Origin of the sequence: Ramlibacter tataouinensis TTB310 (genome assembly GCF_000215705.1) — a bacterium.
Taxonomy (GTDB): Bacteria; Pseudomonadota; Gammaproteobacteria; order Burkholderiales; family Burkholderiaceae_C; genus Ramlibacter; species Ramlibacter tataouinensis.
Map to the genome: position 1 here is coordinate 2,612,738 of NC_015677.1, position 20,415 is coordinate 2,633,152.

Genomic DNA, 20,415 nt, shown 5'->3' on the forward strand with positions numbered 1-20,415 from the left:
GGGGCGATTTCTGGGGCGGCTGCGATGGACCGGGCCTGGGCTTGTGCGCGCCGCCAGTGCGGCGCGCCTCGTTGACTGACTCACCGCATCTGTTTGAGCGGAGCGCCCTTTGGGGCGCGTAGCGAGTTATGCGGTGCAAGCCCAGGCCCGGTCCATCGCAGCGAAGTGCGTGCGCAGCACGCACCGACACAGTATGAGCCCCTGGCGGGGAGCGCCTGGCGCCCCGCGCGGGGCAACGCTCGACGCGCCCGGGACCGTCCGGAAGCTCACTCCAGCCAGCGGGCGAAGCGCTCGACCGGCTCGCGCGGCGTGTGGAAGCCGTTGACCGGTGCCGACTCGTCGGCCCAGCCCAGGGCCATGCCGCACACCAGCATTTCGTCCGCGCCGGCGCCGATGTGCGGCAGGATGATCCTGGCGAAGCCGTTCCAGGCCGCCTGCGGGCAGGTGTGCAGGCCCCGCGCTCGGGCGGCCACCATGATGCTCTGCAGGAACATGCCGTAGTCCACCAGCGAGCCGCGACCCATGATGCGGTCCAGCGTGAACATCAGGCCCACCGGCGCGTCGAAGAAGCGGTAGTTGCGCTGGTGCTGGGCGTGCATCCGGTCCTTGTCGCCCTTGGTGATGCCCAGCAGGCCGTACAGGCCCCAACCGTTCTCGCGCCGGCGGTCGATGTAGGGGGACACCCACTTCTCGGGGTAGTAGTCGTACTCCTCCCGGTACTCGGCGGCGAGCTGGGGGTTGGCGCGGATCGCGTCATGTGCGGCGCAGACCTTGTCCACCAGGGTGTCGCGGCTGGCCCCCTGCAGCACGTAGACGCGCCAGGGCTGGGTGTTGGTGCCCGAGGGCGCGCGGCTGGCCACCGCGAGGATGTCCTCGAGGGTGCGGCGCTCCACCGGCCGCGGCAGGAAGGCGCGCGCCGAGAACCGGCTGGCGATGGCCTGGTCCACGCTGCGGGGGTCGGCCACCACCGTGCTCACTTGGTTCATTGCAAGGCCTCCAGGACGGCCCGCAACCGGGCCGGAAGCGGGACCGGCCGCCGGCTGGCCTTGTCCACGTAGACATGAATGAAATGGCCCTTGGCCGCGGTGAGCGGCTCGCCCGCCGCGAACAGCCCCACTTCGTAGCGCACGCTGGAGCCGCCGATGCGCGCCACGCGCAGGCCGGCCTCCACAACTTGGGGAAAGGCCAGCGGCGCGAAGTAGTTGCACCGGGTCTCGACCACCAGGCCGATGGTGGCGCCCTGGTGGATGTCCAGGGCGCCCTGCTCGATCAGGTGGGCGTTGACCGCCGTGTCGAACCAGCTGTAGTAGACGACGTTGTTGACGTGTCCGTAGACGTCGTTGTCCATCCAGCGGGTGCCTAGGGGACGGAAAGCCCGGTAGGCGCTGCGCGGCTCGGGCTGCGGCTTGGGGCTTGACTCGCTCATCGGGCGCGATTCTGCCAGCGGCGCCAGTACTGCACGGCCACCCGGAAGGTGTTGACCTGCACCTGCACCGTGTCCTCGATGCGCGTGCCGTAGCCGCCGGCCATGGCGAAGGCCAGCGGCACGCCGCGCTGCCAGGCCCAGTCGAACACGCGCCGGTCGCGCGCCTCCAGGCCGTCCCAGGTCAGCTTGAGCCGGCCCAGCCGGTCGCCCTCGTGCGGGTCGGCACCGGCCAGGTAGATCACCAGCCCCGGGTCGAAGCGCCGGTCCAGCTCGTCCAGCGCGCCCTCCAGGGCGCTCAGGTACTCGTCGTCGCCGCAGCCGTCGGGCAGGTCGACGTCCAGGTCGCTGGGTTCCTTGCGGAACGGGAAGTTCTTCTGCCCGTGCAGCGACAGGGTGAACACGGTCGGGTCGCCGTGGAAGATGCGGGCCGTGCCGTTGCCCTGATGCACGTCCAGGTCCACGATCGCCACCCGCAGCGGCTTCGCGCGCTGCCGGCCCCATTCGGCTTGCATCAGGCGGCTGGCCACGGCTGCGTCGTTGAAGACGCAGAAGCCCCCGCCCTTGTCGGCGTAGGCATGGTGGGTGCCGCCGGCGATGTTGGCCGCCACCCCGTCCTGGAAGGCGGCCCGGCAGGCGCTGATGGTGGCGCCCACCGATCGGCGCGCCCGCTCGGCCATGGCCGGGCTCCAGGGAAAGCCGATCTCGCGCTGGATGCGGGGATCGACCGAACCGTCGCTGATCGCCTGGATGTAGCCCGGCGTGTGGGCCAGCGCCAGCTCGCCGTCGCTGGCCGGCAGCGCCTGCGCCAGGCGGATTCCGGGCAGCTCATCCGCCAGCCGGTCGCGCAGCAGCTGGTACTTGGCCATGGGAAAGCGATGGCCCGGCGGCAACGGCAGGACGAACTGGGTGGCATAGAAGACCTGCATGGGGACGATTGTCCCGGCGTGTCCAAACCCCGCGGTTTTAGGCAATCACTTCTAGATTGCTGCAATGCAGCAAAAATGCTTGCAAGCGACGGGGCGCTCCTTATAATTCCGCTAATGCTGCACCGCAACAAAACAGGCCTTCGGGCTGGCAGCGTAGACGGATCCTCACTTCCTTCCCATCATTCTGGAGATTTCTGACATGTTGACCGCTGAGCAAATCCTGGCCTCCCACAAAGCCAACGTCGAGACCCTGTTCGGCCTGACCGCCAAGGCCTTCGAAGGCGTGGAGAAGCTGGTCGAGCTGAACATGACCGCGTCCAAGGCCGCGATCGCTGAAGCCGCCGGCACCACCCAGGCCCTGCTGAGCGTCAAGGACGCGCAGGAACTGCTGTCCCTGCAGGCCTCGCTGTTCCAGCCCCTGGCCGAGAAGACCGCTGCCTACAGCCGCCATCTGTACGACATCACCTCGGGCACCGGTGCCGAGATGGGCAAGACCTTCGAAGCGACCGCCAGCGATGCCCAGCGCAAGCTCCTGGCCGTGGTCGACAACGCCGCCAAGAACGCCCCGGCCGGCAGCGAGACCGCCGTGGCCGTGTTCAAGAGCGCCGTGGCTGCCGGCACCAACGCCCTGGAGTCCGTGCAGAAGGCCGTGAAGCAGGCCACCGACGTGGCCGAAGCCAACTTCAACACCATGGCCAACACGGCCGTCAACGCCGCCAAGAGCACCACCGCCCGCACTGCCAAGCGCTGAACGCGAGTTTCCTGCCTCGATGCAGGAACTCTGTGCACGCGGGGGCATCTATTCCAGACTCTCGGGCGAGCCGAACGGGAGTTCTCAGGTTGTCTCCTCGGGTCCTTCGACACCTTCAGAGGTTCAGGATCCCTTAGCCCCAGCCGCAAGGCTGGGGCTTTTTTATGTCCGCCCCAGTGGGCGGCGGCGCGAAGCGCAGACGCCCCAGCCGCAAGACTGGGGCTTTTTTCATGGCGCTTGCCTCGTCCGCCTCAGCTGAAATTGAGAACGATTCGTGTTTGCTTTATCATCCGGATGCGACATCGATCTCCAACCGTTCCACGAGGACTCCCATGACCCGCAAAGCTATCGCGACCTTCGGTCTGCTGCTGGCCGCCGCTGCCGGCGTCTCCGCCCAGGAGCAGGTGCTCAACCTGTATTCGGCACGGCACTACTCCACCGACGAGGCGCTGTACAGCAACTTCACCAAGGCCACGGGCATCAAAATCAACCGCGTCGACGCCGATGACGCGGGCATCCTGGCGCGCCTGAAAGCCGAAGGCGCCGCCTCGCCGGCCGACGTGATCCTGCTGGTCGATGCGGCGCGGCTGTACCGCGGCGAGGTCGACGGCCTGTTCAAGCCCATCAAGTCCAAGGCGCTGGAAGAGGCCATCCCCGCCCAGTACCGCGGCAAGGCCACGGCCGAGGGCACGCCCTGGTTCGGCTTTTCCACCCGGGCCCGCGTGGTGGCGTACGACAAGCTCAAGGTCAAGCGCGAGGACGTGGACACCTACGAAGAGCTGGCCGACGCCAAGAACAAGGGCAAGATCTGCATCCGCTCGGGCTCGCACCCGTACAACCTGTCGCTGTTCGGCGCCGTCACCGAACACCTGGGCGAGCAGAAGGCCGAGATGTGGCTCAAGGGCCTGCAGGCCAACCTGGCACGCGATCCCAAGGGCGGCGACACCGACCAGATCAAGGCCGTGGGCGCCGGCGAATGCCAGATCGCGGTCAGCAACAGCTACTACATCGCCCGCCTGATGCGCTCGAGCAACCCGGACGACAAGGCGCTGATGGAAAAGGTGGGCGTGGTCTTCCCCAATCAGAACAGCTGGGGCACGCACCTGAACATCGCCGGCGGCGCCGTCGCCAGGAACGCCAAGAACACCGACAACGCTGTCAAGTTCCTGGAGTACCTGGCCAGCCCCGAGGCGCAGAACTACTTCGCCAACGGCAACAACGAGTGGCCCACGGCCAAGGGCGTGAAGGTCAGCAACCCGGCGCTGCAGGCCATCAGCGGCGGCGGCGACTTCAAGGCCGAGACCATCCCGCTGACGGCGGTGGGCGCCAACACGGTCAAGGTGCAGCAGATGCTCGACCGGGTCGGCTTCAAGTAAGCAGCAGCCCACACCCGCACCGAGCCCGCCGCGAGCGGGCTTTTTTGTCCCGATAATTGACGTGAACGTCAACGTCAACCAGGAGCACACATGGACATCCAGGGCAAGGTCTTCATCGTCACCGGCGGCGCTTCCGGCCTGGGCGAAGGCACGGCGCGCATGCTGGCGGCCGCCGGCGGCAAGGTGGTGATCGCCGACATGCAGGCCGACAAGGGCGAGGCCATCGCCCGCGAGATCGGCGGTGCCTTCGTCAAGTGCGACGTGAGCCAGGAGGCCGACGGCCAGGCGGTGGTGGCCAAGGCCGTGTCCCTGGGCAAGCTGATGGGCCTGGTCAACTGCGCCGGCATCGCGCCGGCCGAGAAGACCGTGGGCAAGAACGGCGCGCACAGCCTGACCGTGTTCACCAAGTGCATCACGGTCAACCTGGTGGGCAGCTTCAACATGATCCGCCTGGCCGCCGAGGCCATGGGCAGGAACGAGCCGGAAGCCACCGGCGAGCGCGGCTGCATCATCTCCACCGCCTCGGTCGCCGCCTACGACGGCCAGATCGGCCAGGCCGCGTACAGCGCGTCCAAGGGCGGCGTGGTCGGCATGACCCTGCCCATCGCGCGCGACCTGGCGCGCAGCGGCATCCGCAACATGACCATCGCCCCCGGCATCTTCGGCACGCCCATGATGTTCGGCATGCCCAAGGAGGTGCAGGACTCGCTGGCCGCGGCGGTGCCCTTCCCCTCGCGCCTGGGCACGCCCCAGGACTACGCCAAGCTGGCCCGCCACATCTTCGAGAACGACATGCTCAACGGCGAGGTGATCCGGCTGGACGGCGCCATCCGCCTGGCGCCGCGCTGAGCCGGGGCGTCCGGCCTGCGGCTAACATGGCCGCCCCACGGTAGGAGAAGCCATGAAACTCAAGCTCAGCCTGCTGGCGTCCACGGCGTTGGCTGCCGTGCTGGCGGCCTGCGCCAGCGCCCCGTCGGACTTCAGCTACCAGCCGCCGACGCTGCCGGAGGCGCCGTCCGGCTATACCGACAAGCCCGGTTGGGCCACGCAGAAGTTCGCCGTGGCCGCCGCCAACCCGCTGGCCACCGACGCCGGCTACCAGGTGCTCAAGGCCGGCGGCTCCGCGATCGACGCGGCCATCGCGGTGCAGATGGTGCTGACCCTGGTCGAGCCGCAGTCCAGCGGCATCGGCGGCGGCGCCTTCCTGCTGCACTACAACGGCAAGGAGGTCGAGGCGTTCGACGGGCGCGAGACCGCGCCGGCCGCGGCCGACGAGAAGCTGTTCCTGGGCGCCGACGGCAAGCCCCTGCCCTTCTACGAAGGCGTGGTGGGCGGCCGCTCGGTGGGCGTGCCGGGCACGGTGCGCCTGCTGGAGATGGCGCACCGGCAGTACGGCAAGCTGCCCTGGGCGGCGCTGATGCAGCCGGCCATCCGGCTGGCCGAAGGTGGTTTCCAGGTCAGCCCCCGGCTGAACACGCTGGTCAAGGGCGACGCCCACCTGAAGAAGGACCCGGTCGCCGCCGCCTATTTCTACAAGCCCGACGGCGAGGCGCGCGAGGTCGGCGCCAACCTGCGCAATCCCGAGCTGGCGGCCGTGCTGCGCCGCATCGCGACCGAGGGCTCCAAGGCCTTCTACGAAGGCGAGGTGGCCCGGGCCATCGTGGACAAGGTGCAAAAGCACCCCGCCAACCCGGGCAGGCTCACGCTGGCCGACCTGGCCGGCTACCAGCCGAAGAAGCGCGCGCCCCTGTGCCACGACTACGCCGCGGCGTCCAGGAGCTATCGCATCTGCGGCTTCCCCCCGCCCAGTTCGGGCGCCATCGCGGTCGGCCAGATCCTGGGCATCCTGGCGAACACGGATGCCGCTTCCTTGCCGCTGCAGCCGGACGGCCTGCCCCCGGCCGACTGGCTGCACCTGTACACCGAGGCGGCACGCCTGGCCTTCGCCGACCGCGGCCAGTACGTGGCCGACCCGGATTTCGTGCAGCCGCCGGCCGGCAGCTGGATGAGCCTGCTGGCGCCCGCCTACCTGGCCGAGCGCGCCCGGCTGATCGGGCCGCAGAGCATGAAGGTGGCGCAGCCGGGCACGCCGGGCGGCGCGCGTGTCGGCACGGCGCCCATGCCCGAGCAGCCGGAGTTCGGCACCTCGCACATCAGCATCGTCGACGGCTTGGGCAACGCCATCGCCATGACCACCACCATCGAGGACCAGTTCGGCTCGCGCCAGATGGTCAAGGGATTTCTCCTCAACAACGAACTGACCGACTTCAGCTTCGCGCCCAGCGACGCGCAGGGCCAGCCCATCGCCAACCGGGTGCAGCCGGGCAAGCGGCCGCGCTCGTCCATGGCGCCCACCCTGGTGTTCGACAAGGGCACGGGCCAGCTGGTGATGAGCGGCGGCAGCCCCGGCGGCGCGCTGATCATCCATTTCACGGCCAAGACCCTGTACGGCGTGCTGAACTGGGGCCTAACGCCGCAGCAGGCGATCAACCTGCCCAACTTCGGCTCCAACAACGGCCCCACGCTGCTGGAGGAAAAGCGCTTCCCGCCGGCGACGGTGGACGCGCTGCGCACCCGTGGCGCCGAGGTGCGCGAGCAGGCCATGACCAGCGGCCTGCAGGCCATCACGCGCGGCCAGGCGCATGGGCAGGCATTCTGGTTCGGCGGCGCCGACCCGCGCCGCGAAGGCATCGTGATGGGCGATTGAGGGCGCTATCCTCCGTGGGGCGGATGGCGCCCGTCCTGCCGCTCGATGCGTTCGTACTCGGAGATGACCTGCGCGCCAAGCAGCAGCAGTGCGGCAGCGATCTCAAGGCTCAGCAACACGACGATGGCCGTGGTGAGCGAGCCGTACACCAGGCTGACCTGCGACAGCGTGCTGAAGTACCACACCAGCAGCCGGCGTGTCAGTTCCCAGAGCAGGGCCGCCGTCGTGCCGCCCAGCAGCGCGTGCCGCCATTTCAGCCGTCCCACGGGCATGACCATGTAGACCGAGGTCAGCAGCAGGATCTCGCCAGTCAGGCCCAGCAGGTACAGCAGCAGCCCCGACAGGCCGCTGAGCGACCACTCGCGGCCCAGCACCTCGACGGTTTCCTCCCCCAGCGCCTGCAGGCTGCCCGCTGCCAGGGTGACCACGAGCAGGCCCACGCCCAGGCAGAGGATGTACAGGTACGGCAGGAGCGCCGACACCAGCACATGCCGCCGCCGCACCACGACACGGTGCAGGAAGATCACCGACATGGCCTTTTCCAGCACGGTAAAGGCCAACGAACTGAAGAACAGCATGGTCGCCAGCAGCACCCAGCCGACCACCTCGCGGTGCGCCATGAAGGTGGCCAGTTCGTCCACGACCGCCCGTGACTGGCCGGGCGTCAAGAGTTCGAGGTAGCGTCCCAGCGTGCGCAGCAGCTCGTCCTGGTCCACCATGTGCGACAGCGCGATGACGACCAGGATCAGCAGCGGCACCACGGACAGCAGCGCGTAGTAGGCCACCGCCCCTGCCAGCAGCAGCCCCTGGTTGTCCCGGAACCCGCGCAGTACGCGAGAGATGAAGGTGCGTGGGCTGCCCAGGACCTGGGACGCGGCAGGACTGAGACGCCAGCGGAAAGGCATGCCGCCAGTATGGGGCCGCACGCCGCGTCAGTAAGATGGCGCATCCATGGCGATCCCCGATTCCTTCCTGCAGGAGCTGCTGGCCCGCGCCGACGTGGTGGAGATCGTCGGCCGCCACGTGCAGCTGAAGAAAACGGGCGCCAACTTCTCGGGCCTGTGCCCCTTCCATGCCGAGAAGTCGCCCTCCTTCACCGTCAGCCCGACCAAGCAGTTCTACCACTGCTTCGGCTGCGGCAAGCATGGCAACGCCATCGGTTTCCTGATGGAGCACGCCGGCATGGGCTTCGTCGACGCGGTCAAGGACCTGGCCGGCCAGTACGGCCTGCAGGTGCCCGAGGACGAGCGCTCGCCGCAGGATCGCGAGCGCGCCGCGCAGCAGCGCGCCAGGCAGCAGACGCTGGCCGACGTGCTGGAGAAGGCCGGCGAGGCGTACCGCAAGCACCTGAAGAACTCGCCGCGCGCGGTCGCCTACCTGAAGGGCCGCGGCCTGTCGGGCGCCGTCGCCAAGCAGTTCGGGCTGGGCTACGCCCCCGAGGGCTGGCGCAGCCTGGCCAGCGTGTTCGCGCAGTACGACGACCCGCTGCTGGTGGAGGCGGGGCTGGTGATCACGGGCGAGGACGGCGAGGACAAGCGCTACGACCGCTTCCGCGACCGCATCATGTTCCCCATCCGCAACGTCAAGGGCGAGTGCATAGGCTTCGGCGGCCGGGTGCTGGGCGACGAGAAACCCAAATACCTGAACTCGCCCGAGACCCCGGTTTTCAGCAAGGGCCGCGAGCTGTACGGCCTGTACGAGGCGCGCCAGGCGCTGCGCGAGCAGGGCTACGTGCTGGTGACCGAGGGCTACATGGACGTGGTGGCCCTGGCCCAGCTGGGGTTCCCCAATGCCGTCGCCACCTTGGGAACGGCCTGCACCACGGACCACGTGCAGAAGCTCTTCCGCTTCACCGACAGCGTGGTGTTCAGCTTCGACGGCGACGCCGCCGGCCGCCGCGCGGCGCGGCGCGCGCTGGAGGCCGCCCTGCCCTATGCCACGGACGTGCGCACGGTACGCTTCCTGTTCTTGCCGCCCGAGCACGACCCGGACAGCTACATCCGCGAGTTCGGCCGCGAGGCGTTTGCCCGCTGCGTGGGCGAAGCCGCGCCGCTGTCGCGCTTCCTGGTGGACAGCGCCGGCGAGGGTTGCGACCAGGCAACCGCCGAAGGCCGTGCGCGGCTGGCGGCCAATGCCAAGCCGCTGTGGTCGGGCCTGCCCGACGGCGCGCTCAAGCGCCAGCTGCTGGCCGAGATTGCCGAGCAGGTGCAGCTGGACGCCCAGGAACTGTCGTCGCTCTGGAGCGGCCGCCCCGCGCGCCGGGCCGCTTCCAGGCCCGCCGCCTCCCCCTCGCCACCGGCCGCGCGCCGCGGCCGGCCCGGCCGCGCCTTGCCGGCCAGCCGGGCCGACCACGCGGCGCGGCTGCTGCTGGGCCATTCCGCCGCCTGGGAGCAGCTCACGCAGGAAGACCATGTGCTGCTGTGCTCATTGCCAGCGCCGCATGGCGAGTTGCTGGGGTGGCTGGAGAGTCAGGTGCTGGAGCATGGCCCGCTCCCCTGGGGCAGCTTGCGCGAGGCGCTCCAGGGCCAGCCCGCGGCCGAGCTGGCCGAGCGGTTGATGAACGAGTCGCCGGCCGCTGCGGCGCCCCTGTCCGAGGCCACGGCCGAGCTACGGGACCTGCTCGACCGCATGCTGGTCGAGCGGCTCAAGGCCCAGGAGACCACGGCCATCGAGGCGGGCAACCTGGAGCTGTACCGCCAGCTTCACAGCCGGCGCCGGGAACTGGAAACCACGCTCTAAGCACAGCCCTGGGGCTTGAATTCCGGCGGCCCCGATATAATGTACGGTTTGCTAGCGGCAAGAGCGACAGCAGCACCTCCGGGCCGGCCGACAGTGACTCCACAGCGAGCACGACAGCGCCAACTCACCGCAAGGACTGCACCCCAAATGTTCGCCCACCCATCTTGCCCTTGAGTCCTGGCCGGCTTGTGCGCCGGTTCAGCTCATCACCCGCGCCGGGTTGTAGTGGCGCTTTTGTGTTTGTGCCGTTCTCTTGATGCATCGAGGTTCTCCATGCCTGCCCCGAAGTCCGGATCAGCCAAAGCCGCTCCTGCGAAACCCACTGCGAAGAAAGTGATCAAACCGGCCTCCGCCAAGCCCGCCCTGCAGGTCGTCAAGACCGCGGCCAAGGCGGCGGCCCAGCCCGCAACGAAAGCCAAGCCCGTGCCCGCAACGAAGTCCCCTGCCGCCAAGACCGCCACCAAACCCGCCGCCAAGGAAGAGCTGAAGAAGCCCGCCGTCAAGGCCGTGGCCACCACGGACGAGGTCGCCAAGAAAAAGCCTGGCCGCCCGCCCAAGGCCGCCGCCGCCGAAGCCGAGTCGCCGGCCAAGGCCCTTGGCGGCGCCAAGCGTGGCCGCAAGCCCAAGGCAGCGGCCGAAGCCGGCAAGCCGGAGGTCGAGGAAGAAGACCTGTCCGACATCGAGGCGGAATTCGCCGAGGAGCCGGGCACCGAGACCGCGACCGAGAAGGCCAAGCCGCTGCGCATGAAGATCAGCAAGGCCAAGGAACGGGCCTTGATGAAGGAATTCGGCCTGGATGAGACCATCCTGACCGAAGAGGAGATGCTCAAGCGCCGCCAGCGCCTGAAGACCCTGATCACCCTGGGCAAGACCCGCGGCTACCTCACGCACGCCGAGATCACCGACCACCTGCCCGAGAAGCTGGTGGAGGCCGAGACGCTGGAAGTCGTGGTCACGATGCTGAACGACCTGGGCGTGGCGGTGTACGAGCAGACACCCGACGCCGAGATGCTGTTGCTGAACAACACGACGCCGACGGTGGCGACGGCCGAGGAAGCCGAGGAGGAAGCCGAAGCCGCCCTGTCCACCGTGGACAGCGAGTTCGGCCGCACCACCGACCCGGTGCGCATGTACATGCGCGAGATGGGCACGGTGGAGCTGCTCACGCGCGAGGGCGAGATCGAGATCGCCAAGCGCATCGAGGCCGGCCTGCAGGCCATGATGGAGGCCATCTCGGCCTCGCCGGCCACCATCGCCGAGATCCTGCGCATGGCGGCCGACATCCGCGAGGGCAAGGTCGTCATCTCCAGCATCGTCGACGGCTTCTCCAACCCCAACGAGGCCGACGACTACGTGGCCGAGGAGGACTTCGACGAGTTCGATGCCGACGACGACGACGACGGCAACGGCGGCTCCAAAGCCCTGACCAAGAAGCTCGAGGAGCTCAAGGCCCAGGCGCTGGAGCGCTTCGACCGCATCGCCGGCCTGTTCGAGAAGGTGCACAAGGTCTACGACAAGGAAGGCTACGGCACGCCCGCCTACAACAAGGCGCAGCAGGCCCTGTCCGAGGAGCTGATGACCATCCGCTTCACGGCCAAGACCATCGAGAAGCTGTGCGACATGGTGCGCGGCCAGGTCGACGACGTGCGCAAGAAGGAGCGCGAGCTGCGCCGCATCATCGTGGACAAGTGCGGCATGCCGCAGGAGACCTTCATCAAGGAGTTCCCGCCCAACCTGCTCAACCTCAAGTGGGTGGAGAAGCAGGCGGCCGCCGGCAAGCCCTGGAGCACGGTGATCGCCCGCAACATCCCGCCGATCCAGGAGCTGCAGCAGAAGCTGATGGACCTGCAGTCGCGCGTGGTGGTGCCGCTGCCCGAGCTCAAGGAGATCAACAAGCGCATGAACGAGGGCGAGGCGTCCTCGCGCGAGGCCAAGAAGGAGATGATCGAGGCCAACCTGCGCCTGGTGATCTCCATCGCCAAGAAGTACACCAACCGCGGCCTGCAGTTCCTGGACCTGATCCAGGAGGGCAACATCGGCCTGATGAAGGCGGTGGACAAGTTCGAATACCGCCGCGGCTACAAGTTCTCGACCTATGCCACCTGGTGGATCCGGCAGGCCATCACCCGCTCGATCGCGGACCAGGCCCGCACCATCCGCATCCCGGTGCACATGATCGAGACCATCAACAAGATGAACCGCATCTCGCGCCAGCACCTGCAGGAGTTCGGCTTCGAGCCCGATGCGTCCATCCTGGCGGCCAAGATGGAGATCCCCGAGGACAAGATCCGCAAGATCATGAAGATCGCCAAGGAGCCGATCTCCATGGAGACGCCGATCGGGGACGACGACGACAGCCACTTGGGCGATTTCATCGAGGACACCGGCAACACCGCGCCGATCGAGGCCGCCATGCAGGCCGGCCTGCGCGACGTGGTCAAGGACATCCTGGACTCGCTCACCCCGCGCGAGGCCAAGGTGCTGCGCATGCGCTTCGGCATCGAGATGAGCACGGACCACACGCTGGAGGAGGTCGGCAAGCAGTTCGACGTCACCCGCGAGCGGATCCGCCAGATCGAGGCCAAGGCCCTGCGCAAGCTCAAGCACCCCAGCCGCAGCGACAAGCTGCGCAGCTTCATCGATACGCTGTAAGCGCGTTCAGACGAAAAAAAGGCCGGATCCCCTCCGGCCTTTTTTCTTTGGCGGTTCCGCCGCGCGCTCAGCGCTTGGCGAGCAGGGGCTGCGACACCCCGTCCACCCCCACCAGCGAGAGGATGGTCAGCAGCTGGCTCTGCGGCCCCAGCCAGGCATTCACCGGCGAGTACCACTCCCCCGGCCCGTGCGAGCCGCCGCCGACGCCGCCGCTGCCCAGCGTGAGCGCGGGGATGCCCAGGCTGATGGGCAGGTTGGAGTCGGTGCTGGAAGCCATGACGGACTTGACCTCGCCGCCCACCGACGCGATGGCCTTGCGGGCCGCGTGCAGCATCGGCGCATCGGGCGCGCCCGCGCCCGCCGGCCGGTCGCCCACCAGCTTGAACTCGACCTTGATGGTGTCGGGCTTGCCCCAGCGCTTGTTCTCGTCGTCGGCCGCCTCGCGGGCCAGCGCCAGGATCTGCTCCTCCAATTTCTTGAGCTCGGCCGCGCTGTTGGAGCGCATGTCCAGCCCCAGCTCGGCCTCGGCGGCGATCGCGTTGACCGAGGTGCCGCCCTTGAGCGTACCGACGGTGAAGGTGGTCTTGGGGTTCTCCGTGGTGCGCACCTCGCTGATCTTGGCGATGGCGCGGCCCAGGGCATGGGTCGCCGACGGCAGGCCGAAGGCCGAGAAGCTGTGGCCGCCCGGGCCGGTGTAGACGATGCGCCAGCGTCGGCTGCCGGTGGCGGCATTCACCACGCGGCTGATGTCCACGCCGTCGAAGGAGATGAAGCCGTCGACCCCCCGGGTGTCGCGGAAGAACGCCTTCACGCCGCGCAGGTCGCCCAGTTCCTCCTCGCCCACGGTTCCCATGAAGACGATGTCACCGACCGTCTTCAGGTTGGCGTGGTTCAGCGCACGCACCACGCCGAGCAGGGTGGCCAGCCCGCGGCCGTCGTCGTAGATGCCGGGCGCCGCGTAGCGGTTGTCCTTGACCTTCACCTTGACGTCGGTGCCTTCCGGGAAAACGGTGTCCAGGTGCGCGGAGACCACCAGGACCGGGCCGCCGCCCGCGCCCCGGCGGGTGGCGATCACGTTGCCCTCGGCATCGATGCGGGCGTCCGCCAGGCCCAGTGCCTTCAGGCGCCGGAGGTAGTCGGCTGCCCGCACCGACTCCTTGAAGGGCGGCGCGGGGATCTCGGTCAGCTCGATCTGTTCGCGCAGCGTCCGCTCGTCGTCGGCCTTGATGAAGTCCATCGCCTGCCGCACACCCGGCTGGGCGCCCAGCTGTCCGAACACCTTCTCGGTCGCGGCGTTGACCGGCGGCAGGTCGGCCTGGCCCCAGGCGGGCATGCCCAGAGGGGCGCAGGCCACCACGGCCGCGGCTAGGAACAATCGGGTCTTCTTCATGGATCTGGCTTTCCTTCTTTTGGATCGGGACAGGGGCGGGGCATCAGAGCGCGGCCGGTTCGGCATCGACCAGGCGGTAGAAAAGGCCCGCGGGATCGTTGTCCAGCAGCTGCAGACGGCCCTGCAGCACGATGGCATCGAGCGAGTGGGCCACGGCGCGGCGCATCTGCACCTCGACCATCGCCTCGGGGCCGGCGGTGAGGCAGAACGGGCAGCTCGGCGACCAGGCCGACAGCAGCAGGCGGCGGTGCTTCAGGCCGGGCTCCAGCGGGATGATGTAGCCCTGCAGCTTCACGGTCTGCCCGTGCAGTGGCCGCAGCGCGTCGGGAAACTTCGGGCCGAGACGCCCGTCCACCTTTTGGATGCTGGTGCGTGTCAGCAGCGACCACGGCACCGCGCCGCGCGCGTCGGGCAGCATCTGGGTCTGCGGATCGTGCGGCGCCTGCTGGGCGTGGGCCGCGTGCCCCGCGGCGGCAAGCGCGATGCCGGCCGCCAATCCGAAGGCGCGGAGCGAGCGCAAAGCAGAACGCATGGCCCAGTCTATCAAGCGGCGCGGTATCGGTGATGTCGTTTCATGTCGGCGCGAACTCCTCGGTGTCCACCTCGGCGCGCGCCTGCGCGCCGTAGCGGTGCCCGCTCACCGTGGCCTGGTTGATGTGCGCCTCCAGGCGCGCCAGCAGGCCGGGCTGCAGCCGGAGGTCGGCCGCGGCCAGGTCCTCCTGCAGATGCGCCACGCGGGTGGTGCCGGGGATGGGGATGATGTTCGGCGCCTTGTGCAGCAGCCAGGCCAGCGCCAGCTGCGCCGGCGTGCAGCCGGCCTCCCGCGCCAGCGCCCTGTAGCCGGGCAGCAGCTTCAGGTTGGCCGCGTAATGGGCCGGCTCGAAACGCGGCATGGTGCGCCGGATGTCCTTGGCATCCAGGCCGCCGACGTCGTGCAGCGCGTCGCACAGGAAGCCCCGCGCCACCGGGCTGAAGGCGACGAAGCCCACGCCCAGCTCGCGGCAGGCCTGCAGCACCGCGATTTCCGGATTGCGCGTCCACAGCGAGTACTCGGTCTGCACGGCCGTGATGGGATGTACCGCATGCGCCTTGCGCAAGGTCGCCGCGGACACCTCGGACAGCCCGAGGGTGCGCACCTTGCCCTGCTCGACCAGACGGCTCATCGCGCCCACGCTGTCCTCGATGGGTACCTGCTTGTCCCAGCGGTGCAGGTAGTACAGGTCGATCACGTCGGTCTGCAGCCGGCGCAGGCTGTCCTCGCAGTTGCGGCGGATGGCCTCGGGCCGGCCGTCGATCACGCGGCGCAGCACGCCGTCCTCGCCCGTCACGCCCGCCATGCCGCCCTTGCTGGCCAGGGTGAAGCGCCGGCGATGGGGCTTCAGCACCCGGCCCACCAGGGTCTCGTTGGCGCCGAAGCCGTACAGCGCCGCCGTGTCGAACAAGGTCACGCCCTGGTCCAGCGCGGCCAGCAGCAGGCGCTCGCCCTGCTCGGGCGCCGGCGGCAGGCCATAGGCATGGCTGAGGTTCATGCATCCCAGGCCGATGGCCGAGACGGTGAAGGGGCCGAGTTGTCGCGCGTGCATCCCGAGATTTTCCAGGTGATCAGTTCAGCTGCTGCTCCAGCCGGTGCAGCACCTGGTAGCAGGGCAGCACCTGGGCCACGCTGGCGTTGGGCTCGCGGCCCTCGCGGATGGCGGCGAAGAACTCGCGGTCCTGCAGCTCGATCCCGTTCATCGACACGTCCACCCGGGACACGTCGATCTTCTCGTCCTTGCCGTTGAACAGGTCGTCGTAACGGGCGATGTAGGTGGCGCTGTCGCCGATGTAGCGGAAGAAGGTGCCCAGCGGCCCGTCGTTGTTGAAGGACAGCGACAGCGTGCAGATCGCGCCGTTGGCGGCCTGGAGCTGGATGCTCATGTCCATGGCGATGCCCAGCTGCGGATGGATCGGCCCCTGCAGGGCGTTGGCCTTCACCACCGGGCTTCCGGTCTGGTGGAGGAACAGGTCCACCGTGTGCGCCGCGTGGTGCCACAGCAGGTGGTCGGTCCAGCTGCGCGGCTGGCCCAGCGCGTTCATGTTGCTGCGGCGGAAGAAGTAGGTCTGCACGTCCATCTGCTGGATGCGGAACTCGCCCTTTTTTATCCTCCTGTGCACGTACTGGTGGCTGGGATTGAAGCGGCGCGTGTGGCCGCACATGGCGACCAGTCCGGTCTTCTGCTGCAGGTCCAGCACGGCCTGGCCGTCGGCCAGCTTGTCGCACAGGGGGATCTCCACCTGCACGTGCTTGCCGGCCCGCAGGCATTGCAGGGCCTGGGCCGCGTGCATCTGCGTGGGCGTGCACAGGATCACCGCATCCAGCTCCTTGAGCTTCAGGCTCTCGGCCAAGTCGGTGGTCACGTGGGCGATGCCGTACTTGGCGGCGACCTCCTTCGTCTTGTCCAGCTCGCGGCCGATGACGGAGACGACCTCCACGCCGGGGATGTTCTTGATGCCGTCCAGGTGCTTGATGCCGAAAGCGCCTGCGCCGGCCAGGGCGACTTTGATCGTCATGTCTGCTCTTCCAGAATGAGGTGGCCGACGGCCGTGTTCGATGCAGGCACGTGGTAGAAGCGGTGCGCCAGCCGGGGCGGAGGTCCCCCCGCCAGGTCGCCCATGGCGCCGCGGGCGATCAGCCACATCACCAGCTCGATGCCCTCGGAGCCGGCCTCGCGCACGTAGTCGATGTGCGGTACCGCGGCCTGCGCCTTCGGGTCGGCGATCAGCCGGTCCAGGAAGGCGTTGTCGAATTCCTTGTTGATCAGGCCGGCGCGCGGCCCCTGCAGCTGGTGGCTCATGCCGCCCGTGCCCCAGATCTGCACCTTCAGGTCCTGGTCGAAGCTTTCGACGGCGCGGCGGATCGCCTGGCCCAGGGCCAGGCAGCGCCGCCCGGAGGGCACCGGGTACTGCACGACGTTGGTGTGGAACGGGATGACCGGACAGGGCCAGGCCGCGGGCTGGCCGTACATCAGCGACAGCGGCACCGTCAGGCCATGGTCCACGTCCATCTTGTTGACCAGGGTCAGGTCGAAGTCCTGCTGGATCACGGACTGCGCGATATGCGCGGCCAGTTCGGGATGGCCCGTCACCTTGGGAACGGGCCGCGGCCCCCAGCCCTCGTCCGCGACCGGGAACTCGGCCGCGCAGCCGATGGCGAACGTGGGGATCATGTCCAGGCTGAAGGCCGTCGCATGGTCGTTGAACACCAGGAACACCACGTCCGGCGGGTTGTCCCGGATCCACTGCTTGGATTTCTCGTAGCCGGCGAACAGCGGCTGCCAGTACGGCTCGGCGGTCTTGCCCAGGTCGAGCGCGGCGCCGATGGCCGGCACGTGGGAGGTGAAGACGGAAGCGGTGATGCGGGCCATCGAATCAGCTCCTGCCCCAGCGCGGGTCGCGGCCGCCGCCGATCATCATGTTGCGGTACTCCTCTTCGCTCATGCCGGTCATGCTGCCGGCCATCTGCTGGAAGCTCTTGCCGTCGGTGGCGCCGATCTTGGCCAGGAAGTAGATGTTGCCCCCCAGCTGGATGCAGCGGTTCAGGTCGCGCGCCAGCACCGCCTGCTTCTGCTCCTCGGTCATGGCCCACTCGTCGAGGTAGGCGCGCTCGTCCTTCTTGAAGCGCTCGCGGTTCTCCGGCTTCATCAGGGACATGCAGAACTGGTTGAGCCAGTAGCCCTTGCGGCTCTGGTCGGCATCGAAGATGGTGGTCCCTGGCACGTCCAGGTACGGCTTGTCGAGTGGCACGGTCAGCCCCAATAGAGTCTGTTCGGATTGTCGACCAGCAGCTTGCGCTGCAGCTGCGCCGTCGGGGCGACATGCGGGATGAAATCCACCAGCAGCCCGTCGTCGGGCATGTGGCCCTTCAGGTTGGGATGCGGCCAGTCGGTGCCCCACAGCACGCGGTCGGGGAAGGTTTCGACGATGCGCCGGGCGAACGGCACCACGTCGCGATAGGCGTTGCGCTCGCCATGGAGGGCCGGCGGGCCGGAGACGCTCAGGCGCTCGGGGCAGCTGACCTTGGACCAGACGTTGGGGTAGTCGCGCATGAACTTCACGAACAGCTCGAACTCGGGACCATCCACCGGCTGGCGCACGTCGGGCCGGCCCATGTGGTCCACCACCACCGTGGTGGGCAGCGCGGTGAAGAAGTCCCACAGCTCGGGCAGGTCCTGCGCCTCGAAATAGATCACCACGTGCCAGCCCAGGGGCGCGATGCGGGCGGCGATCTCCATCAGCTCGTCCTTGGGCGTGAAATCCACCAGGCGCTTGACGAAGTTGAAGCGCACGCCGCGCACGCCGGCCTCGTGCATGGACTTCAGCTCGGCGTCGGACACGCTGCGCCTGACGGTGACCACGCCCCGCGCGCGGCCTTCGGAGCGGCGCAGCGCATCCAGCAGCGCGCTGTTGTCGGCGCCGTGGCAGGTGGCCTGCACGATGACGTTGCGCTCGAAGCCCAGGTGGTCGCGCAGCTGGAACAGCTGCTGCCAGCTGGCGTCGCAGGGCGTGTACTTGCGCTCGGGCGCATAGGGGAAGCGGTCGCCGGGGCCGAACACGTGGCAGTGCGCATCCACGCTGCCCGGCGGCAGCTGCAAGCGCGGCTTGCTGGGGCCCTCGTACCAGTCGAGCCAGCCCGGCGTCTTGGCGAAGCCGCCGGTGGTGGGTTTGGACATGTGCACGGCCTCTTCAGTCGATATACCGCAGGCGGGCCTTGGCCAGCGGCTCGCGCATCTTGTACATGTCCAGGCCCAGCGCGCCCGAGGCCAGCTTGGCCCGCTTCTCGCCCTCGTTGGCCTCGCGGGCGGCGGCGGCCTCCAGCGTCCTAGCGGCCAGCTGGCGCGGCACCACGACCACGCCGTCGTCGTCGGCCACCACCGCGTCGCCGGGGTTCACGATCATCCCGGCGCAGACCACCGGGATGTTCACCGAGCCGATGGTCGCCTTGATCGTGCCCTTGGAACTCACCGCCCTGCTCCACACCGGGAACTGCATCCCGGTGAGGGTCTTCACGTCGCGCACGCCGGCGTCGATCACCAGCGCGCGGGCGCCGCGGGCCTTGAACGAGGTGGCCAGCAGGTCGCCGAAATAGCCGTCGGTGCAGGGCGCGGTGATGGCGGCCACCACGATGTCGCCCGGCTGGATCTGCTCGGCCACCACATGCATCATCCAGTTGTCGCCCGGGTGCAGCAGCACGGTGACGGCCGTGCCGGACACCTGCGCGCCGGCATAGATGGGCCGCATGTAGGTGGCCATCAGCCCGACCCGGCCCATGGCCTCGTGCACCGTGGCCGAGCCGTACTGCGCCAGCCCGTCCGCGGTCTCGCGGCCGGTGCGCTGGATGTTGCGGTAGACGACGCCGAGTTCGTACATGGTCAGAGTCCTTTGGCCTTCAGGCGCGCGTCCAGCTGCGGGAACACCCGCCGCGCGTTGCCTTCGTAGATCTGGTGGCGGTCCTGCGCGCTCAGGATCTGGCTGGCCTCGATGTAGCGCCGGGTGTCGTCGTAGTGGTGGCCGGTGGTGGGGTCGATGCCGCGCACCGCGCCGATCATCTCGGAGGCGAACAGCACGTTCCTGACCGGGATCACGGTGTTGAGCAGGTCGATCCCCGGCTGGTGGTAGACGCAGGTGTCGAAGAAGATGTTGTCCAGCACGTGCTCGGTCAGCAGCGGCTTCTTCAGCTCCTGCGCCAGCCCGCGGAAACGGCCCCAGTGGTAGGGCACGGCGCCGCCGCCGTGCGGGATCAGGAACTTCAGCGTCGGGAAGTCCTTGAACAAATCGCCCTGCACGCACTGCATGAAGGCGGTGGTGTCGGCGTTCAGGTAGTGCGCGCCGGTGGTGTGGAAGCAGGCGTTGCAGCTGGTGCTCACGTGAATCATGGCCGGCAGGTCCCATTCCACCATCTTCTCGTAGACCGGGTACCACCACTTGTCGGTCAGCGGCGGCTCCTTCCAGTGGCCGCCGGAGGGGTCGGGGTTGAGGTTGATGCCCACTGCACCGTAGTCCCTGACGCACTTCTCCAGCTCGGGGATGCAGCTGCGCGGATCGACGCCCGGCGACTGCGGCAGCATGGCCACCGGGACGAAGTGGTCGGGGAACAGCCGGCTGACGCGGAAGCACAGCTCGTTGCAGATCGCGGCCCAGGTGGACGAGACCTGGAAGTCGCCGATGTGGTGGGCCATGAAGCTGGCGCGCGGCGAGAACAGCGTCAGGTCGCTGCCGCGCTCCTTCATCAGCCGCAGCTGGTTGGCTTCGATGGATTCGCGCAGCTCGTCGTCGCTGATCCTCAGCTCGGCGGCCTTGGGCATGGCCGCCGGGTCCTGGATGCCGGCGATCTGGCGGTTGCGCCAGTTCTCCAGCGCCTTGGGGGCGGTGGTGTAGTGGCCGTGGCAGTCGATGATCATGGTGGCGGGTT

At 68.6% G+C, this 20,415-nt stretch carries 19 protein-coding genes; 6 read left to right on the forward strand and 13 right to left on the reverse strand.

Features of this window, described 5'->3' with window-relative positions:
* Positions 1–266 precede the first annotated feature (266 nt).
* The 3 genes from RTA_RS12605 to RTA_RS12615 are packed head-to-tail and all read right to left on the reverse strand — an operon-like array spanning position 267 to position 2,352.
* Positions 267–986: a nitroreductase gene (locus tag RTA_RS12605; protein WP_013901792.1), complete on the reverse strand. Its 720-nt coding sequence runs from the start codon at positions 984–986 to the stop codon at positions 267–269.
* Positions 983–1,426, reverse strand: a complete 444-nt coding sequence (locus RTA_RS12610; RefSeq protein ID WP_041675503.1) for an acyl-CoA thioesterase — start codon at positions 1,424–1,426, stop codon at positions 983–985. Before RTA_RS12610 ends, RTA_RS12605 begins: the two co-directional genes overlap by 4 nt.
* Positions 1,423–2,352 (reverse strand): histone deacetylase family protein, encoded by a 930-nt coding sequence (locus RTA_RS12615; RefSeq protein WP_013901794.1) that lies wholly within the window; start codon positions 2,350–2,352, stop codon positions 1,423–1,425. Before RTA_RS12615 ends, RTA_RS12610 begins: the two co-directional genes overlap by 4 nt.
* A gap of 199 nt (positions 2,353–2,551) precedes the next feature.
* Here RTA_RS12615 and RTA_RS12620 point away from each other — a divergent pair, with 199 nt between their 5' ends.
* The 4 genes from RTA_RS12620 to ggt all read left to right on the forward strand — a co-directional run bounded on the left by RTA_RS12620 (position 2,552) and on the right by ggt (position 7,186).
* The gene (locus RTA_RS12620; protein WP_013901795.1) at positions 2,552–3,103 is read left to right on the forward strand and encodes a phasin family protein; all 552 of its coding nucleotides are present in this window, start codon (positions 2,552–2,554) and stop codon (positions 3,101–3,103) included.
* Positions 3,104–3,435: 332 nt separating this feature from the next.
* Positions 3,436–4,479 (forward strand): Fe(3+) ABC transporter substrate-binding protein, encoded by a 1,044-nt coding sequence (locus RTA_RS12625; protein WP_041675505.1) that lies wholly within the window; start codon positions 3,436–3,438, stop codon positions 4,477–4,479.
* A gap of 90 nt (positions 4,480–4,569) precedes the next feature.
* Entirely contained in the window at positions 4,570–5,328 is a 759-nt protein-coding gene (locus RTA_RS12630) for a 3-hydroxyacyl-CoA dehydrogenase (RefSeq protein ID WP_013901797.1), read from the forward strand.
* Between the two features lie 52 nt (positions 5,329–5,380).
* Positions 5,381–7,186, forward strand: coding sequence for a gamma-glutamyltransferase (ggt, locus tag RTA_RS12635; RefSeq protein ID WP_013901798.1), 1,806 nt, complete (start codon positions 5,381–5,383; stop codon positions 7,184–7,186).
* A gap of 5 nt (positions 7,187–7,191) precedes the next feature.
* On the opposite strand, the gene RTA_RS12640 is transcribed toward ggt, so the two are convergent.
* Positions 7,192–8,091: a YihY/virulence factor BrkB family protein gene (locus RTA_RS12640; protein WP_041675507.1), complete on the reverse strand. Its 900-nt coding sequence runs from the start codon at positions 8,089–8,091 to the stop codon at positions 7,192–7,194.
* Positions 8,092–8,137: 46 nt separating this feature from the next.
* Between RTA_RS12640 and dnaG the strand changes: the two genes are divergently transcribed.
* Together dnaG and rpoD are read left to right on the forward strand one after the other, a co-directional pair.
* The gene (gene dnaG / locus RTA_RS12645) at positions 8,138–9,925 is read left to right on the forward strand and encodes a DNA primase (RefSeq protein WP_013901800.1); all 1,788 of its coding nucleotides are present in this window, start codon (positions 8,138–8,140) and stop codon (positions 9,923–9,925) included.
* A gap of 273 nt (positions 9,926–10,198) precedes the next feature.
* Positions 10,199–12,577 (forward strand): RNA polymerase sigma factor RpoD, encoded by a 2,379-nt coding sequence (gene rpoD / locus RTA_RS12650; protein ID WP_013901801.1) that lies wholly within the window; start codon positions 10,199–10,201, stop codon positions 12,575–12,577.
* A gap of 67 nt (positions 12,578–12,644) precedes the next feature.
* Here rpoD and RTA_RS12655 read toward each other — a convergent pair whose 3' ends face one another.
* The 9 genes from RTA_RS12655 to RTA_RS12695 are packed head-to-tail and all read right to left on the reverse strand — an operon-like array spanning position 12,645 to position 20,404.
* Positions 12,645–13,967 carry a M20/M25/M40 family metallo-hydrolase gene (locus RTA_RS12655; protein ID WP_013901802.1) on the reverse strand — a complete coding sequence of 441 codons (1,323 nt, stop codon included), beginning with the start codon at positions 13,965–13,967 and terminating at the stop codon, positions 12,645–12,647.
* Positions 13,968–14,010: 43 nt separating this feature from the next.
* Complete coding sequence (locus RTA_RS12660; protein ID WP_143762969.1) at positions 14,011–14,499, reverse strand: hypothetical protein; 489 nt, start codon at positions 14,497–14,499, stop codon at positions 14,011–14,013.
* Between the two features lie 40 nt (positions 14,500–14,539).
* Positions 14,540–15,550: an aldo/keto reductase gene (locus tag RTA_RS12665; protein WP_013901804.1), complete on the reverse strand. Its 1,011-nt coding sequence runs from the start codon at positions 15,548–15,550 to the stop codon at positions 14,540–14,542.
* A 19-nt stretch (positions 15,551–15,569) separates the two neighbouring features.
* Positions 15,570–16,517, reverse strand: a complete 948-nt coding sequence (locus RTA_RS12670; RefSeq protein ID WP_013901805.1) for a Gfo/Idh/MocA family oxidoreductase — start codon at positions 16,515–16,517, stop codon at positions 15,570–15,572.
* On the reverse strand, positions 16,514–17,371 hold the full coding sequence (locus RTA_RS12675; RefSeq protein ID WP_013901806.1) for a class III extradiol dioxygenase subunit beta: 858 nt from the start codon (positions 17,369–17,371) through the stop codon (positions 16,514–16,516). The genes RTA_RS12670 and RTA_RS12675 overlap by 4 nt, the downstream gene beginning before the upstream one ends.
* 4 nt (positions 17,372–17,375) lie before the next feature.
* Positions 17,376–17,750 carry a protocatechuate 4,5-dioxygenase subunit alpha gene (gene ligA, locus RTA_RS12680; protein WP_013901807.1) on the reverse strand — a complete coding sequence of 125 codons (375 nt, stop codon included), beginning with the start codon at positions 17,748–17,750 and terminating at the stop codon, positions 17,376–17,378.
* 2 nt (positions 17,751–17,752) lie between these two features.
* The gene (locus tag RTA_RS12685) at positions 17,753–18,676 is read right to left on the reverse strand and encodes an amidohydrolase family protein (protein ID WP_013901808.1); all 924 of its coding nucleotides are present in this window, start codon (positions 18,674–18,676) and stop codon (positions 17,753–17,755) included.
* 13 nt (positions 18,677–18,689) lie between these two features.
* A complete protein-coding gene (gene ligK, locus RTA_RS12690) occupies positions 18,690–19,373 on the reverse strand; it encodes a 4-carboxy-4-hydroxy-2-oxoadipate aldolase/oxaloacetate decarboxylase (RefSeq protein ID WP_013901809.1) in 684 nt (227 codons plus the stop codon).
* A 2-nt stretch (positions 19,374–19,375) separates the two neighbouring features.
* A complete protein-coding gene (locus RTA_RS12695; protein WP_013901810.1) occupies positions 19,376–20,404 on the reverse strand; it encodes an amidohydrolase family protein in 1,029 nt (342 codons plus the stop codon).
* Positions 20,405–20,415 lie beyond the last annotated feature (11 nt).